Source organism: Leifsonia sp. 10L418 (genome assembly GCF_056395445.1).
On the sequence record NZ_JBFTJN010000001.1, the window covers coordinates 541,828 to 557,348 of the forward strand.

Sequence of the window (15,521 nt, forward strand, 5' to 3'; positions counted from 1 at the left end):
CGGGCGTTCTGTGTCAGTGCGGTGACGCGTTACGCAGCACCGTCGAACATCGAGGTGACCGAACCGTCTTCGAAGACCTCGCGGATGGCGCGAGCCAAGAGCGGTGCGATCGGAAGCACGGTCAGGGTCGGGAAGCGCTTCTCCTCCGGCACCGGGAGGGTGTCGGTGACGACGACAGACGAGATCGCATCGCTCTGCAGGAGTTCGATGGCCGGGTCGCTGAAAACGGCGTGAGTGGCCGCGACGACGACGCCGATCGCACCGGCAGCGCGCAGGGCTTCGGCAGCCTTGACGATGGTGCGGCCGGTGTCGATGAGGTCATCGACGAGCAGGCAGACGCGGCCTTCGACCTGGCCGACGATCTCGTGCACCGAGACCTGGTTCGGAACCAGCGGGTCGCGGCGCTTGTGGATGATGGCCAGGGGGGCGCCGAGCTTGTCGCTCCAGATGTCGGCGACGCGCACGCGGCCCATGTCCGGAGAGACGACGGTCAGCGTCGACGGGTCGAGCTGTTCGCGCATGTGCTTGAGCAGCACCGGCATCGCGAAGAGGTGGTCGACGGGGCCGTCGAAGAAGCCCTGGATCTGAGCGGCGTGCAGATCGATCGACATGATGCGGTCTGCGCCGGCGACCTTGAACAGGTCGGCGACAAGGCGCGCCGAGATCGGCTCGCGGCCACGGCCCTTCTTGTCCTGACGGGCATAGGGGTAGAACGGGGCGACAACCGTGATGCGCTTGGCGGAGGCGCGCTTCAAAGCGTCAACCATGATCAGCTGTTCCATCAGCCACTCGTTGATCGGCGCGGTGTGCGACTGAATAACGAAGGCATCGCTGCCGCGCACACTCTCGTCGAATCGAGCGTAGATCTCACCGTTCGCGAAGGTGCGTGCGTCGGTGGGAACCAGATCACAACCAAGCTCTTCTGCGATCTCGGTGGCCAGCTGCGGGTGCGCTCGCCCCGATACCAGTACTAGTCGCTTCTCGCCCTTGGTCTTGATCTCCGACACTAGTCTCCGCTTTCTGATGCAGCCTTCGCCGCGTCTGTTCCTGGGCGGTTGGCCTGAACCCAGCCAGCCATGTTGCGCTGCGGAGCCACGTTGATCGCGAGCGATCCAGCGGGAACGTCTTTGCGCACGACAGTTCCCGCTCCGGTGTAGGCTCCGTCACCAATTCTAACCGGGGCGACGAACACGTTGTGCGATCCGGTACGAACATGGGAGCCGACGACCGTCTTGTGCTTGTTCACGCCGTCGTAATTCGCCGTGATGGTGCCCGCTCCGACGTTGGAGCCGACGCCAACCACGGTGTCACCGATGTAGCTGAGGTGCGGAACCTTGCTGCCCTCGCCGATCGTCGCGTTCTTCGTCTCGACGAAGGTGCCGATCTTTCCGTTCTCGCCCAGGATCGTGCCCGGTCGAAGGAAGGCGAACGGTCCAACGGATGCCCCGGCGCCGACGACCGCAAGGGTCGCGTCGGTGCGCTTCACCACAGCGTTCTCGCCGATCTCGCAGTCGAGCAGGGTGGTGTCTGGTCCGACGATCGCGCCGGTGGCGACCACGGTCGCCCCCTGGATCTGCGTTCCCGGCAGCAGCGTCACATCCGGAGCCAGTTGCGATTTGAGGTCGATCCACGTGGTCGCCGGGTCGACGATTGTCACGCCGGCCAGTTGCCAGCCGCGCACAATCAGCGCGTTCAGGCGGAGGGCGGCTTCGCTGAGCTGGGCGCGGTCATTGATCCCGGCCACGAGCCACGAGTGGGCAACGGGCACCGCGGTGACGTCGGAGCCCGCCGCACGGAGCAGACCGACGACATCTGTCAGGTACTTCTCGCCCTGCGCATTGTCGGTGTCGAGGTGCGCCAGCTGGTCGCGCAATTCGGCGGCCGCGAAAATGTAGACGCCGGCGTTGATCTCGTCGACGGCCTTCTCGGCCTCTGTCGCGTCTTTCTGCTCGACGATGCGGTCGAAGCTTCCGGACTCCGAGCGGATGATGCGTCCGTAGCCGGTCGCATCGTCGAAGATCGCGGAGAGCACGGTGGCCGATGCCCGGCCGGCGCGGTGCGCGGCGATGAACTCGGCGAGGGTGTCGGCGTCGAGCAGCGGAACATCGCCGTTGACGACGAGGATGTCACCGTCGAAGTCGGCCGGGAGCGCGGCGACAGCCTGCTCGACGGCACGGCCGGTTCCGGGGATCTCGTCTTGGTCGACGATCGCGCTCTCGGGCAGCTGCGCAGTGATCACTGCGGCGACACTGTCTCGTTCGTGTCGAACGACCGAGACGATGTGTGCGGCGTCCAGCGTCTGCACGGTGGCGAGCACGTGGCCCACGATCGGCATGCCGGCGAGGGGGTGCAGGAGCTTCGGAAGCGCCGACTTCATTCGGGTGCCCTGCCCAGCGGCGAGAACAACGATGGCGAGTTTCTGGTCTGTCATATCGTTTCCTTGAGTTCTGCAGGTACTGTTCCGGGTGATCGGGGCCGTAAATGCTGCAGGTGCTGAAGCAGGTGATGCTGGTCGCTGAGATCGTCACTGGCAAAAAAATTGCTCCGCCGCCAGGACTCGAACCTAGACCTAACAGCTCCAAAGGCTGTCGTGCTGCCATTACACCACGGCGGATGACGCCGGCCGGGGCCGGTATCGCATTCAAGTCTGCCAGATCAGAGAGGCTTGCCGCGCCGCGCGCGCGGGTGTGGGCACAACTTTGCGGGCAACTCACCGCCGCACACGCTTCGATTTGCCGACAAACACTGGGGCGCACGCTGCTTCTTCCCCGGGGTTTCGCTCGAGAGCCGCGATAATAGAGGGATGCCCGCCAGTGATGAAGTCGACCGAATCGTTGACGCCTGGCTGCGCGAACGGCCGGATCTGAACTTTGCGCCGTTGCAGGTGCTGTCGCGGGTCGGCCGCCTGTCGAAGCATCTGGACCGCGCCCGGCGCACCGCCTTCTCGCGCTCCGAACTGGAGTCGTGGGAGTTCGACGTGCTGTCCGCGCTTCGCCGGGCCGGGCATCCGTATGAGCTCAGCCCGAAGTTGCTGCTGCAGCAGACTCTCGTTTCAAGCGGAACCATGACGAACCGGATTGACCGGCTCGTCGAACGTGGTCTCGTCACGCGGCGCACCGACCCGAACGACGGACGAGGCATCCTGGTCGGCATGACGTCGGGCGGGCTCACGCGTGTGGATGCCGCGATCACCCGGCTCGTCGACGCCGAGGCCGAACTGCTCGCCACCCTGTCGGCGGCGGATCAGGAACGCCTCGCCGGGCTGTTGCGCAAGCTCTCGCTCGACTTCGACTGACTCGCGAACCGACGATCCCGTTGGTCGAGGGCGAGCGAGCGTAGCGAGCCCGTGTCTCGAGACCCCGCGAGCCGATCCCCAAACGCTCCCCGTCGTTGGTCGAGCCTGTCGAGACCACGCGAGCCGATCTCGAGACCCGGTCACCGGATCTCGACAGGCTCGATCACCGGGATCCCTACCTCCGGAACGCCTTCCGCGCCAGCCAGTTGCCGGAGAACTGCACGACCTGCACGAGCACGATGATCACCAGCACCGCGGCCCAGGTGGCGACCGGGTTGAACTGCCGGTAGCCGTAGGTGAGCGCGAAGTCTCCGAGCCCGCCTCCCCCAACGGCGCCGGCGACGGCCGCCATGTCGACGAGCGCCACGAAGACGAAGGTGTAGCCGAGAATCAGCGGGCCAAGGGCCTCGGGCAGCAGCACGGTGAAAATGATCCGCAGCGGGCTGGCACCCACCGAGCGGGCGGCCTCAACGACGCCGGGTGAAATCGTCATCAGGTTCTGTTCGACGATGCGCGCGATGCCAAAGGTCGCGGCGAGCGAGATCGTGAAGATCACCGCCGCGTTGCCGATACCGGTTCCGACGACCACACGCGCCAGCGGCTGAGCGGCGGCGATGAAAATAATGAACGGGATCGGCCGGACGAAGTTCACCAGCACATTGAGAATCACCGAAATCGGACGGTTCGCGAGGATGTTGCCCGCGCGGGTCAGATAGAGACCGAGACCGACGATGAGGCCGCCGATCCCGCCGAAAAGCAGTGTGAGACCGACGATGTACAGCGTCTCAACTGCCGCCGTGCCGAACTGGGGAAGCAAATCGAGGAAAGCATCCATCTCTAACGCACCTCCGTCACGGTCGTGAGCGTTCGAATGCGGGTCAGCGCCGAGTCGACAACCGCGTCGTCGGCCAAGAGTGACAGGGTCAGATGACCGAACGGGCGTCCCTGGATCTCATGAATACCGCCGTAGACCACCTCGAAAGCGACCTGGGCCCGGGTGAGCTCGCCGAACACGGCGGTCTGGTCGACGGCTTCGTCGCGGAAGGTCAGGGTGACGATTCGACCGGCGTGACGCGCCTGCAGCGTCTCCAGCTCTGCTTCCGAGGGAACTCCCTTCACCACGGTCGAGACGAACCGGGCGGATGCCGCGTGCTGCGGATTCGAGAACACGTCGAAGACGTCGCCCCGCTCGATCACTCGTCCCTGGTCCATCACGGCGACCTTCGTCGCGATGGTCTGGATGACATCCATCTCGTGGGTGATCACGATGATCGTGACGCCGAATTCTTGGTTGATGCGTTTGAGGAGCGTGAGCACCTCATGCGTGGTCTCGGGGTCGAGTGCGCTCGTCGCTTCATCGGCGAGAAGGATGCTGGGCGAGGTCGCCAGCGCGCGGGCGATGCCGACGCGCTGCTTCTGCCCGCCCGAGAGCTGGTCCGGGTAGGCCTTGGCCTTGTCACCGAGTCCGACGAACTCGAGAAGCTCGGCGACCCTGGCCGTGCGCTCGGCCTTCGGCACTCGGGCGACCTCGAGCGGGTATGCGATGTTTGCCGCGACGGTGCGGGAGTTCAGCAGGTTGAACTGCTGAAAGATCATGCCGATGCCGGCCCGGACCGGCCGGAGCTCCCGCTCAGACAGACCGGTGATCGTCGTCCCATTGACCAGAATCTCGCCCGAGGTCGACAGCTCGAGGGCGTTGACCAGACGCACAAGCGTGCTCTTGCCGGCGCCGGAGTAGCCGATGATGCCGTACACATCGCCCGCCTCGACGGTGAGGCTCACATCGTCGATGGCGACGACCGGCGAACCTCCCTTGGCGGTGGCGGGATAGACCTTGCTGACTCCGCGGAGTTCAACAACGGTGTGCGGGGCGACTGACATGAGTTCCTTCATCGGTGCATTCACGACCAAGCAGTCCCGCTAGCGCCTTGTGGGCATGAGCGGGACTGCAGGATCGTGCGGATGATGCGGGTGGTGCGGTGGTGCCGGGTGCTACTTCTGAGCAGCGGTGTCTTTTTCAACTTTGGCCAGCGACGCTTCGAGGTCGGCAACCGGGGTCTTCAGCAGCACGGCGGTTCCGCCGGAAACCTTCAGCACGCCATCCTGAACGGCCTTCGAGTTCTGGTAGATCTCGACGAGCTTCTTGTAGGTCGCGTTGTCCTTGTCTTCGGCGCGTGCGGCGAAGACGTTGACGTAGGGCAGAGCGTTCGGGTCGCTGGGGTCATCCTTCGCGATGGCGTCGTCGAGGCTGAGGCCGGCCTTGGCGACGAAGTCGTTGTTGATGACGGCTGCTGCGACATCCGGCAGCGAGGTCGGGATCAGTGCGGCCTCCAGCGCCTTGACCTGAACCTTCGACTTTTCGGTGTCGATGTCGGTCAGGTCGGAGAAGATGCTGCCGCCGCTCTTGAGCGTGATGAGCTTGGCCGACTGCAAGATCAGCAGGGCGCGAGCCTGGTTGCTGTTGTCGTTCGGAACGACGACCGTGTCACCCTTTTTGATCTCGGCGACATCCTTGACCTTGGTCGAGTAGAGGCCGAGCGGGTAGATCGCGGTGGAGCCGACCGGCACCAGATCCTGCTTCGCTGACACGTTGTAGTCGGCGAGGTAGACGATGTGCTGGAACTGGTTGAGGTCGATTTCGCCCTCGGTCAGCGCCGGGTTCGGCTGCGGGTAGTCGGAGAAGCTGACGATCTCGACGTTGATTCCTTCGTCGGCGGCAGCCTTCGTGTAGTCGGCCCAGTAGGCGTCGCCGGCGTTGACGACGCCGATCTTGACGACCTTGTCGGCGCTGTCGGTCTTCTCGGCGTTGCCGCCGCCGGCCACTGCTGCGCAACCGGCGAGGAGTGCCACGAGGGGTACAACCGCGAGGGCGGCCAAAATCTTCTTCTTCACGTTTGTTACTTTCCCTTTCGCTGTGTGCGCCGGCCTGCACCGAAGTTCGATGAGAGGGCAAAATCGGCACAGAAAATCCACCGGTGCAAAAGGGTGGGGGTCTGTGCCGCTGCGTTGCGAGGCACATCTACTACGTTAGCTGGAGAAAATTCGGCCCGCTGGACGTTACGTCACACTCCGTCACAGCTTCTGCGAGCGGATGCGGTGGGTCGCGCAGGATCGCCTGGAAACGCCGGAAACCCGCCGATCAGGTCTCGTTCGCCCCGGGCTCGTTCCCATCTGCGTCAGAAACGGCCCACCCCTCGGAGTCGTCGCGGAGCCACAGGCGGATGCGGGATTCGTCACGCGCGACGTCAATGAGCCAGTGGGTCTGGTCTGGGTCCCAACCGGCCAGCACGGTCATGCGGTCATTGTCGACCGGAATGGCCCGCCCGGCCGTCGTCAGATAGCCGGCCACGGTGAGGTGCACCGCGTCGAAATCGCGCGCGACCTGAGCCCAGTCCGGGATGACCCAGCGGCCGTTTCGAGCGGTGGTGAGGTACCAATCGTGCCGGCGCGACGCGGTGACTTCCAGTGGATAGCGCCGGCAGAGATCGGCCCAGGCCTCGGGGCCGTCGATCTCATAGACTCGCGCGTCTCGGGGAACCTGCACCTGGCGAACCGTCGCCGAATCCCACCCCATGGCGTCTTCGACGAACCACAGGCCGACGGGGCCAATGCCATCGAGCGCACGTGTGCTGCGTGTCAGGCCGCCGGGTGGTTTCGACCACCAGGAGCCGCTCCACCCGGCGCGCGGGTCGGACGGCCGATCTCTTTCAGCGTTGCTCAATTCCTCGCTGACCTGCGCTGCCCGCCACTGCTCGAGTGTGCTCGCGGCGGGCATCCGAGCCGCCTCCGCCGCAGTCGTTCCGGCGAACGCAACCTCCCATTGCGCCGAGCCCTCGAGCGGAGTCGCCCACCATCCCGAGTGGGATGACTCAGCGATCAGGGCTCCGACGCGCGCCAACGGTCCTCGAAGCTCTGGCGTCGCGGCGAGCATGTCCTCGCCATCGGGGTACTGCCAGTACCGGGCGGAGTTGACGGAAGCGGCGAGTGCGAGAAGCAACGCACGTGCGTCCGGCTCGACGAGCGGGTCATCCGTGAGCAGACGCGCGACGTCGTTCGGCGAACGATCCGGCCGCGTGGAGCTCTCGAGCCCGTCGCCGAAGAGCACCCGCGAGGTTCCCCGGCCCGGATCGACATCGTAGGCGGCGAAGAAGAGCGCCTCGCCCAACTCCGTGGGTTCGCGCATGCCACCGCCCTGGTGCCGTGCGAACTCGAGGCACAGTCGTCGCCCGCGCGGGCCGACATGCAATTCCGCTGGATTCATCCCCATCCCCCTCCGCCGGCCGGGCGTGCAGCCACCCACATCCTAGGCGGGCTTGCCTCCATACGCCCCACCGAGCATCCAAGCCGACCCACCCCACCCGACCCGACGCAAAGGAGGAACTTCTGCAACTCGCCGCCCTCGCCAGCCGGCCTTGGGCGGTGTGTCGCAGAATCTCCTCCTGTGTGCATCCTCCGCCCCAAGATTGTCTAGGCGGCTCGCATCAAGGACCGGCGACGGTGCTCAGGCTGCGGCCTCCTCCAGTACCGCTTCTGCCCGCTCGGGGCTGCCTTCGGCGAGGCCGCGGTCGATCGCGCGGCGGGATGCGAGCCACATCACGAGACCGACGAGGAGCACGGCGACCTCGGTGACCGTCAGCGCCCAGATGATGCCGCCGAGCCCGAACCAGAGGTTTCCGAGGAGTACGACTGGGATGAACAAGACACCCTGCGTCACCGACATCACAGTTGCCGGCAGAGCGCGTCCCGTGGCTTGGAAAAGCGAGGTGATGAGACCCGTGAATCCGTTCGCGACCATCGCGACGAGCTGAGCTGTGAGGACAACGACGCCGATCGCGAGAACCGACGGGTCAGCGACGAAGGCCGCGAACACCTGGTCGCGGAATATGAAGACCGCCACCGAACTGATGAGTGCGATACCGCCGACCGTGATTGCGGATGTGCGGAGCGCCGACGAGAGACGGCTCCGGTCCCCCTTGCCGTATGAGTAGGCAAGCAGCKGCAGCACTCCGAGCGTGACGCCCATGATGAGGAACTCCGGTACCTGGGCAATGCGCACCGCGACGCCCATGGCTGCAAGCGGGCCGTCGCCATACGCGGCTGCGAGGTTATTGAGCACCAGGGCGGTGACGATGAGGAAGGCGGACTGCAGCAGCGTGCCGACGCCAACGCCAAGAACAGGCTTCAGAACGGTCGGCGCGAGCGTGAACCACCGTGGAGCGAGGCTCACATGCTCGCTGTTTCGGGTCAGCCAGACAACGAAGTAGAGGACTACGCCGAGGTTCGACAGACCTGTCGCCAGCGCCGCGCCGGCGACTCCCCAGGGCAGCACGAGGATGAACAGGACGTCGAATAGGAGGTTCGCGATCGTGGACGCAATGAGCCCGACCATGACCTGGCGGGCGGCCCCCTCGGCCCGGACGAGCTGCTCGAGGCAGACCGCCGCGGCGAGAACGGGCACAAAGGCGAGCATGACGCCCACGAACGCACTCGTCGCGGGCACGGCTGCGGCGTTCGCGCCGAGCAGCGACACAAGCGGGTTCAGCAGCAGCAGCCCGATGCCACCAATCACGGCCCCGGTGATGACCGATCCCCAGAAAGAGAACGACGAGACGCGCTTGATCTCGCCGGCCTTCGCGGAATCATGCTTGGCCGCGCCGAGCAACCGCGACATGAGCGCACCGCCGCCGACACCGAACACATTGCCGACAGCCATGACCAGGCCAAGGATTGGGGAACCGAGGGTGATCGCAGCAAGCAACACTGTGCTGTGCAGCGAGCCGATGAATCCGGCGTTGATGAGGTTGTAGATCGCTCCGACGATCATCGCAGCCGCCATCGGCACGCAGAGGTGCACCAGGGATCGGACGATCGGTGCGGACGAGAGATACCAACGGTTACTGTCGACGCGTCCGGCTGGTGCCTCTTGGACTGTTGTGGTGCTCATGGTTGTTCCCTTCCGGGCAGGTTCGAGCGCGCGCCGACACACGCCGACACGGCGAAGAGATGTTCTGACGCGCGGGACAACCGCGCCCGGGCTACGACCGGGTCGGCTGCGGCAGTTCGGCGGTGATCTTCGTGAGCAGGGCGTGGAGGGCGGTTCGCTCGGCCTCGTCCAAGGGGGCGAGGATCGCCTCTTCGGTGGCGGCCATCGCGGTGTCGAAACCGCTGATGAGCTCGATGCCTGCAGGCGTAGCGTAGACGCGCTTGCTGCGCTCATTGCCCGCCTCGGTACGGCGCTCGATGAGACCGCGAGCCTCGAGTCCCTGCAGGAGACTCGAGACACTCGCCGCGGTCGTGCGGGTCACCTCAGCAATGTCACGCTGGATCGCACCGGGGTTCTGCACCAGATAGCCGAGCGCGAAGCTCTGCGGGTGGCTAAGTTCGCGCTCACGGATCCAGTCCTCGCCGGCCTTCATTTGCGCCCATCCGACCCAACGCAGCAGTTCGAGGCTTGTGGTGAGTGGCTTGTCCGATGCGTTCATAATAAGAACTCTAACTGTTCAAGCTCTAACTGTCAACACTCAAACCAATCGGTGCGAGCTCGGCCATTTGCGAGTCGTCCGATGAAGGTTCCGGTGTGATCAAGCGTCCCCGGGCATCCGTTCGCCCCCTTCGTCGACGCCTAGGCCCGCGAGCGCCGATCCCGCAGCGTCGCCAGCAGGGCGGCCGGCACGTCTGGATCGTCGAGGGTCAACGCGAATTGCTTCTTGCTGGTCATGGTGACTATCAAGCCAGGGCCTTTCCTCAGTATCAGCGCGGATCTCCCGGGGGTGATCCGATATCCCCAACCGCCCCATTCACTCGGGGCGAGCTCAGTAGCCTCCACCGTCTTGATGTCCTCCAGTTGGATGCGCTTCAGTGGAATTCGCGACAGCGACGAGACCACACGTAAGCCCCGCCAGTCAGCAGTCACCTGATAACGGCTGAATGAAGCGAGTACAAGGATCACAACGGCGATGACGGCCAGGCCTAAAATCGCCTCGGAAAGTCTGTTGTTGGCGACTGACGCCGTGTAGACGGCGATGCCAACAGCAACCAACGCAAGGCAGCTCCAGAGGAAGAGTTTCGCCGTGATGGTCCGCGACCATTCGCCATCTTGCCCGGGCCCAATGTCAATCCGCTGCACCACATCGTGCGAGATCTGCTGCGGTTTCGGGGCGATCATGAAGGGGATGAGGCCATAGGCGGCGGCTGCGAAGCCCAATACCGACCAGGCACCAAGGACGACCTCGTACGGATCGCCGACGCTCATAGTCAGGAGCGTGTTGACCAACCACGACTGGGCTCCCGCTCCCGCGACGGCTCCTGCAATCAAGAAACCACTTCGCCGAGTTGCCGGTCGCATGTCCGGCCACAGACCGACGACGACCGCTGCGACGGCCGCGCCGCCGGTCATGACCAGTGCCATGGTCAGGAACTGCGGGACCGTCATAGCTCCGTCCGCCGGACCCGTCCCCGACCAGTGAGAGGCGATCTCCCGGGGCAGCTGATCCCTCCAGACGATGAAGGATCCCAGCACGACGGCCAACGGGATGAACATGGTCGCAACTGCAATGACAAGTCGGACGGTATTTGATCTCTGGGGCGTGCTCGTCATGCGGATTCCGCTCTGTTGATCAGTTGCACTACTTCGGACTGAGTCAACCCCAGCTTCTGGGCTTCCTTGATCAGCCGCGCCGCCAGTTCTGTGATGCGAGCCAGGCCGGTGCCGGCATCCTTTCGCACGAACGCACCTCTGCCTTGACGCATCTCGATCAGACCTTCGTTGCGCAGCTCAGCGTATGCACGCAACGGGCCCGACCGCCAAAACGGCGATCGAGCCTCTCGAGACAGCGCACGCAGAACCTCAAACGCTCTCCGCGTTCAGGAACCCGGTCACCGGATCTCGACAGGCTCGATCAGCGGATGCGTTCGATTGCAGTGCTCTACTACTCGCCGAGCAACTCCGAAAGCTCCAGCCAACGCGTCTCGAAGCTCGCGATCGACTCTTCGAGCTCGCCGAGCTCCGTGCTCAGCTTGCCGAGGCCCGTGAAATCCGACTGGTCGTGCGTGGCCAGCTTCTCGTGCAGCGCGGCGATCTCAGCCTGACGCTTGGCGACCTTGCGGTCGATCGACGCGAGTTCCTTCTGGGCGTTACGCAGTTCGGCGCCGCCGAGCGCTGCCTTCTTCGAGCCACCGACCGGTCCCCCGGCCTCCGTCGGCGATCCGGTCAGCGCCGATTCGCCCTTGGTGCGCAGCTGCAGGTACTGGTCGACACCACCCGGCAGGTGACGGAAGGCGCCATCCGCTACGGCGTACTGGTTGTCGGTGACGCGCTCAATCAGGTACCGGTCGTGCGAGACGACGAGCAGCGTGCCGGGGAAGGAGTCGAGCAGGTCTTCCATCGCGGCAAGCATGTCGGTGTCGAGGTCGTTAGTGGGCTCATCGAGGATGAGAACGTTCGGCTCGTCGAGCACGATCAGCAGCAGCTGCAGGCGACGCTTCTGGCCACCCGAGAGGTCCTTGACCTGAGTCGACAGCTGCGCGCTCATGAAGCCCATGCGCTCGAGCATCTGGCCAGGCGTAATCTCCTTGCCGCCGGCGACATATGAGGTCTTCTGACGTGCGATGACCTCGCTGACGCGGTCGTTCTGGATGCCCTCCAGCTCGGCGAGCTGCTGCGTGAGCACGGCGACCTTGATGGTCTTGCCGCGCTTGACCGTGCCCTTGGTCGGCTTCACGGTTCCGGCGACAAGGCCGAGCAGCGTGCTCTTGCCGGCGCCATTGATGCCGAGGATGCCGGTGCGCTCACCCGGAGCGATCCGCCAGGTGATGTTGTTCAGCACCGTCTTCTCGCCGGTCTTCGTCGGGTAGGTGACGGTGACGTCGATCAGGTCGACGACATCCTTACCCAGACGCTGCATCGCCATCGACTGCATCGAGACGGTGTCGCGGGGCGGCGGCTCGTTTTCGATCAGTTCGTTGGCCGCGTCGATGCGGAACTTCGGCTTCGCGGTACGGGCGGGGGCGCCGCGACGCAGCCAGGCGAGCTCCTTCTTCATCAGGTTCTGACGCTTGGCCTCGACGACCGAGTTCATCCGGTCGCGCTCCACGCGCTGCAGGATGTACGCCGCATAACCGCCTTCGAACGGTTCGATGATGCGGTCGTGCACCTCCCAGGTCTGGTTGCAGACCTCGTCGAGGAACCACCGGTCGTGAGTGACGACCAGCAGGCCGCCGGAGTTCGCGGCCCAACGAGTTTTCAGGTGCCCGGCGAGCCAGGAGATGCCTTCGACGTCGAGGTGGTTAGTGGGCTCATCGAGGAAGATGACGTCGTGGTCGCCGACGAGAACCGCGGCGAGGGCGACGCGGCGGCGCTGGCCACCCGACAAGTCGTCGACGAGGGCGTCCCACGGGATGTCCCGCACGAGTCCGCCGATCACGTCGCGCACCTTGGCGTCGCCGGCCCAGACGTGCTCTTCGATGCCGCCGACGATCGCGTGACCGACGGTGACGCCTTCGACGAGCTTGTCGGACTGGTCCAGCATGGCGATGGTGACGCCGCGCCTGCGGGTCACCCGGCCGGCGTCAGGCTCCATGCGCCCGGCGAGGAGCTTGAGAAAGGTGGACTTACCGTCGCCATTGCGGCCGACAACGCCCACTCGGTCGCCCTCATTGAGGCCGGCGGTGACGCTGTCGAAGATGACGCGGGTAGGAAATTCGAGGTGCAGGGACTCGGCCCCGAGCAAATGTGCCATTATCCCTTGAGCTTATCTGGCCTGGATGTGCATGCCCTGCGGCATCCGTCGTCGCGCCGGCCACAAGTGCAGTCTCGCGGAGCTGCAGAAGCTACGCGTGCATCAGACGCGCGCCATGCACCGGACCAGAAGCCCGCACCGCATTCACACGCAACGCCGACAGGGCTACCTGCAACTCGAGAGCGCTATCGGAGTCGGCGACCAAGAAAGCCACCGTCGGGCCAGAACCCGAGAGGATGCCGGCCAACGCGCCGTTCTCCTCACCGAGCTCCAGCACACGGCCGAGCCCCGGTGCCAGGTGCAGCGCCGGAGCCTGCAGGTCGTTGTGCAGCGACTCGGCTAGCATCGCCGGGTCGCCCGCACGCAGCGCCTGCAGCACGTTCGCGTCGACGCTCGGCTGGTGGATCGCCGGAAAGATATCCTGCGCGTGACGTTCGCGGTGCCGATCGAGCTCGGCGTAGACGCCGGGCGTCGACATGCCGAACTCGGCAATCGCCAACACCCAGTGAAACTGCCCCTTGGCCAAGGCCGGGCTGAGCTGGTCGCCGCGACCGGTGCCGATCGCGGTTCCGCCGGTGACCGCGAAGGGCACATCGGCGCCCAGCTTCGCAGCAATCGTCAGCAGCTCGTCTTTGCTGGCCTCGGTTCCCCAGAGCGCATCGCAGGCGAGAAGCGTGGCCGCGGCATCCGCTGACCCGCCGCCCATGCCGCCGGCGATCGGAACGTTCTTCGAAATCTTCAGGCGCACCCCGCCGCGATAGCCGGCCTTGCGAGCCAACGCCCGGGCCGCCTTGATCGCCAGATTGCTGCCGTCGGTGACGAGGCCGGAGGTGTCGATCGATCCGGAAAACTCGACGGAGAAATCATCGGCCGGCGCCGCCCACACGTCTTCGTACAGCGAAACCGCCTGGAATGCCGTGGCGAGTTCGTGATAGCCGTCGTGTTGCAGTGCACCGACCTTGAGAAAGACGTTGATCTTGCCCGGCGCTCTTGCGTGCACAACCGTTGAGGCCTCCGGGATGGTCATGAATCCAACCTAGCTCAGGCCTCGTGGCTGTGATGACGAAGCGAGGCCCGTGCCTCGGCCAGCCAGCCTTTCATCGCCTCTTTCGCCGGCGCGACGGCGGTCGCATCGTCGAGTTTCGCGTGTGTCAGCGACACGGATGTCTTGCCGCCGGAACTCGGATTGGCCATCGCGAGAACCGACGCCTTCTCCCCCGTCATCCACTTGGCGGTCACGAACTTCACGTCACGGCTGACCCGAACCGGTGGCTCGCCGAGCCCGGCACTGACCGCAGCGATCACTACGTCGAGGGCCTCCTGCTGCGAGCTCGCCAACGTCGCTGACGCCCCCACCTCAAAGGTTCCGTCGGCGCGCTGGCCGGGCAGACGCATCCCGCGGGCCTGCTCGAAACCCACGGTGACCATCTGACACCACCACGGAGGAACCGCGTGTTCGCTCTGCAAGAGGCCGGCGATCTGCGGATGCGTCAGGGACGTCGCCCCGGCAGCATCGAGAATCGCAAACCACTCTGCCCACGACTTGCCGGTCGCCGCGCGTAGAGCGTCGTCGCTCAGATTGTCGTGACGGCTGTTCACCGGGGTCGCGGGCATCGGGCTACTCCTCGTTCGACTCGTTCGACTCGTTCGACTCGCTCGGCTCATCCGGCCACGCCTGGGCGATCGCCAAGAAGTCGTGCACCGTGAGCTGCTCGCCGCGCGTCGTCGGGTCGATGCCGGCGGCCGACATCACCGCGGAGGCCGTCGCCGAGTCGCCGAACAGCACCGAGAGCGACTGGCGCAGCATCTTGCGGCGTTGCTGGAACGCGGCGTCGACGAGGGCGAAGGTCGCCAGGCGCAACGCCTCCGACTCGAGCGGTTCGGCGCGTCGCTCGAAGGCGACCAGAATCGAGTCGACGTTCGGCACCGGCCAGAACACCTGGCGGCTCACCTTGCCGGCGGTGCGGAAATCGCCGTACCAGGCCGCCTTGACGCTCGGGCTGCCGTAGACCTTCGAGCCCGGCGCCGCGGCAATCCGCTCGCCGACCTCGGCCTGCACCATGACGACACCGGTGCGAATCGACGCAAAGTGCTCGAGCAGGTGAAGCAGCACGGGCACCGACACGTTGTAGGGCAGGTTCGCGACGAGGCTGGTCGGGTCGCCGGGCAACTCCATCACCTTCAACGCGTCGTCACGGATGACCGTCAACGGCACCCCCGGCTGCATGAGCTCGACGGTCAGCGGAAGCTGCTCGGCCAACCGTGCGTCGATCTCGACGGCAACGACCCGGGCTCCGACCTCGGTGAGACCGAGGGTCAATGAGCCGAGGCCCGGTCCTACTTCGACGACGGTGTCGCCGGGCGTGATCTGGGCCACCTTGACGATGCGACGCACCGTGTTGGCGTCAATGACGAAGTTCTGGCCGAGTTTCTTCGTCGGGTTGACTCCGAGCATCTCGGCCAGGTCGCGGATCTCCGCGGGCCCGAGC

General features: G+C 65.3%; 15 protein-coding genes and 1 tRNA gene. 1 reads left to right on the forward strand and 15 read right to left on the reverse strand.

The window, feature by feature from the left end; all coding sequences use genetic code 11:
• Positions 1–29 precede the first annotated feature (29 nt).
• From AC1DCF_RS02515 to AC1DCF_RS02525, 3 genes are all read right to left on the reverse strand, one after another.
• Complete coding sequence (locus tag AC1DCF_RS02515) at positions 30–1,007, reverse strand: ribose-phosphate diphosphokinase (protein ID WP_441792645.1); 978 nt, start codon at positions 1,005–1,007, stop codon at positions 30–32.
• Positions 1,007–2,431, reverse strand: a complete 1,425-nt coding sequence (glmU, locus tag AC1DCF_RS02520) for a bifunctional UDP-N-acetylglucosamine diphosphorylase/glucosamine-1-phosphate N-acetyltransferase GlmU (RefSeq protein ID WP_477209631.1) — start codon at positions 2,429–2,431, stop codon at positions 1,007–1,009. Before glmU ends, AC1DCF_RS02515 begins: the two co-directional genes overlap by 1 nt.
• Positions 2,432–2,542: 111 nt before the next feature.
• Positions 2,543–2,614: transfer RNA gene (locus tag AC1DCF_RS02525), tRNA-Gln, on the reverse strand.
• A 189-nt stretch (positions 2,615–2,803) separates the two neighbouring features.
• Here AC1DCF_RS02525 and AC1DCF_RS02530 point away from each other — a divergent pair.
• On the forward strand, positions 2,804–3,295 hold the full coding sequence (locus tag AC1DCF_RS02530; RefSeq protein ID WP_441792647.1) for a MarR family winged helix-turn-helix transcriptional regulator: 492 nt from the start codon (positions 2,804–2,806) through the stop codon (positions 3,293–3,295).
• Between the two features lie 175 nt (positions 3,296–3,470).
• On the opposite strand, the gene AC1DCF_RS02535 is transcribed toward AC1DCF_RS02530, so the two are convergent.
• From AC1DCF_RS02535 to rsmA, 12 genes are all read right to left on the reverse strand, one after another.
• Positions 3,471–4,130 (reverse strand): methionine ABC transporter permease, encoded by a 660-nt coding sequence (locus tag AC1DCF_RS02535; RefSeq protein ID WP_477209632.1) that lies wholly within the window; start codon positions 4,128–4,130, stop codon positions 3,471–3,473.
• Positions 4,131–4,132: 2 nt separating this feature from the next.
• On the reverse strand, positions 4,133–5,176 hold the full coding sequence (locus AC1DCF_RS02540) for a methionine ABC transporter ATP-binding protein (protein WP_477209827.1): 1,044 nt from the start codon (positions 5,174–5,176) through the stop codon (positions 4,133–4,135).
• A 111-nt stretch (positions 5,177–5,287) separates the two neighbouring features.
• Positions 5,288–6,187 (reverse strand): MetQ/NlpA family ABC transporter substrate-binding protein, encoded by a 900-nt coding sequence (locus AC1DCF_RS02545; protein ID WP_477209633.1) that lies wholly within the window; start codon positions 6,185–6,187, stop codon positions 5,288–5,290.
• Between the two features lie 247 nt (positions 6,188–6,434).
• Entirely contained in the window at positions 6,435–7,478 is a 1,044-nt protein-coding gene (locus tag AC1DCF_RS02550) for a hypothetical protein (RefSeq protein ID WP_477209634.1), read from the reverse strand.
• A 318-nt stretch (positions 7,479–7,796) separates the two neighbouring features.
• Complete coding sequence (locus AC1DCF_RS02555) at positions 7,797–9,239, reverse strand: MATE family efflux transporter (protein ID WP_477209635.1); 1,443 nt, start codon at positions 9,237–9,239, stop codon at positions 7,797–7,799.
• A 91-nt stretch (positions 9,240–9,330) separates the two neighbouring features.
• Complete coding sequence (locus AC1DCF_RS02560; RefSeq protein ID WP_477209636.1) at positions 9,331–9,777, reverse strand: MarR family winged helix-turn-helix transcriptional regulator; 447 nt, start codon at positions 9,775–9,777, stop codon at positions 9,331–9,333.
• 140 nt (positions 9,778–9,917) lie between these two features.
• A complete protein-coding gene (locus tag AC1DCF_RS02565; protein WP_477209637.1) occupies positions 9,918–10,835 on the reverse strand; it encodes a hypothetical protein in 918 nt (305 codons plus the stop codon).
• A 53-nt stretch (positions 10,836–10,888) separates the two neighbouring features.
• The gene (locus AC1DCF_RS02570) at positions 10,889–11,020 is read right to left on the reverse strand and encodes a hypothetical protein (RefSeq protein ID WP_477209638.1); all 132 of its coding nucleotides are present in this window, start codon (positions 11,018–11,020) and stop codon (positions 10,889–10,891) included.
• 203 nt (positions 11,021–11,223) lie between these two features.
• Positions 11,224–13,032: an ABC-F family ATP-binding cassette domain-containing protein gene (locus tag AC1DCF_RS02575; RefSeq protein ID WP_477209639.1), complete on the reverse strand. Its 1,809-nt coding sequence runs from the start codon at positions 13,030–13,032 to the stop codon at positions 11,224–11,226.
• A gap of 91 nt (positions 13,033–13,123) precedes the next feature.
• Positions 13,124–14,059: a 4-(cytidine 5'-diphospho)-2-C-methyl-D-erythritol kinase gene (locus AC1DCF_RS02580; protein WP_441791009.1), complete on the reverse strand. Its 936-nt coding sequence runs from the start codon at positions 14,057–14,059 to the stop codon at positions 13,124–13,126.
• A gap of 14 nt (positions 14,060–14,073) precedes the next feature.
• On the reverse strand, positions 14,074–14,646 hold the full coding sequence (locus AC1DCF_RS02585) for a hypothetical protein (RefSeq protein WP_477209640.1): 573 nt from the start codon (positions 14,644–14,646) through the stop codon (positions 14,074–14,076).
• A 4-nt stretch (positions 14,647–14,650) separates the two neighbouring features.
• Complete coding sequence (rsmA, locus tag AC1DCF_RS02590) at positions 14,651–15,487, reverse strand: 16S rRNA (adenine(1518)-N(6)/adenine(1519)-N(6))-dimethyltransferase RsmA (RefSeq protein ID WP_477209828.1); 837 nt, start codon at positions 15,485–15,487, stop codon at positions 14,651–14,653.
• Positions 15,488–15,521 lie beyond the last annotated feature (34 nt).

Coding starts and splice junctions, on each gene's coding strand:
- glmU (WP_477209631.1), bottom strand. CDS start 2,431: ATGACAGACCAGAAACTCGCCATCGTTGTTCTCGCCGCTGGGCAGGGC.
- AC1DCF_RS02530 (WP_441792647.1), top strand. CDS start 2,804: ATGCCCGCCAGTGATGAAGTCGACCGAATCGTTGACGCCTGGCTGCGC.
- AC1DCF_RS02535 (WP_477209632.1), bottom strand. CDS start 4,130: ATGGATGCTTTCCTCGATTTGCTTCCCCAGTTCGGCACGGCGGCAGTT.
- AC1DCF_RS02540 (WP_477209827.1), bottom strand. CDS start 5,176: ATGTCAGTCGCCCCGCACACCGTTGTTGAACTCCGCGGAGTCAGCAAG.
- AC1DCF_RS02550 (WP_477209634.1), bottom strand. CDS start 7,478: ATGCGCGAACCCACGGAGTTGGGCGAGGCGCTCTTCTTCGCCGCCTAC.
- AC1DCF_RS02560 (WP_477209636.1), bottom strand. CDS start 9,777: ATGAACGCATCGGACAAGCCACTCACCACAAGCCTCGAACTGCTGCGT.
- AC1DCF_RS02565 (WP_477209637.1), bottom strand. CDS start 10,835: ATGTTCATCCCGTTGGCCGTCGTGCTGGGATCCTTCATCGTCTGGAGG.
- AC1DCF_RS02575 (WP_477209639.1), bottom strand. CDS start 13,032: ATGGCACATTTGCTCGGGGCCGAGTCCCTGCACCTCGAATTTCCTACC.
- AC1DCF_RS02580 (WP_441791009.1), bottom strand. CDS start 14,059: ATGACCATCCCGGAGGCCTCAACGGTTGTGCACGCAAGAGCGCCGGGC.
- AC1DCF_RS02585 (WP_477209640.1), bottom strand. CDS start 14,646: ATGCCCGCGACCCCGGTGAACAGCCGTCACGACAATCTGAGCGACGAC.
- rsmA (WP_477209828.1), bottom strand. CDS start 15,487: ATGCTCGGAGTCAACCCGACGAAGAAACTCGGCCAGAACTTCGTCATT.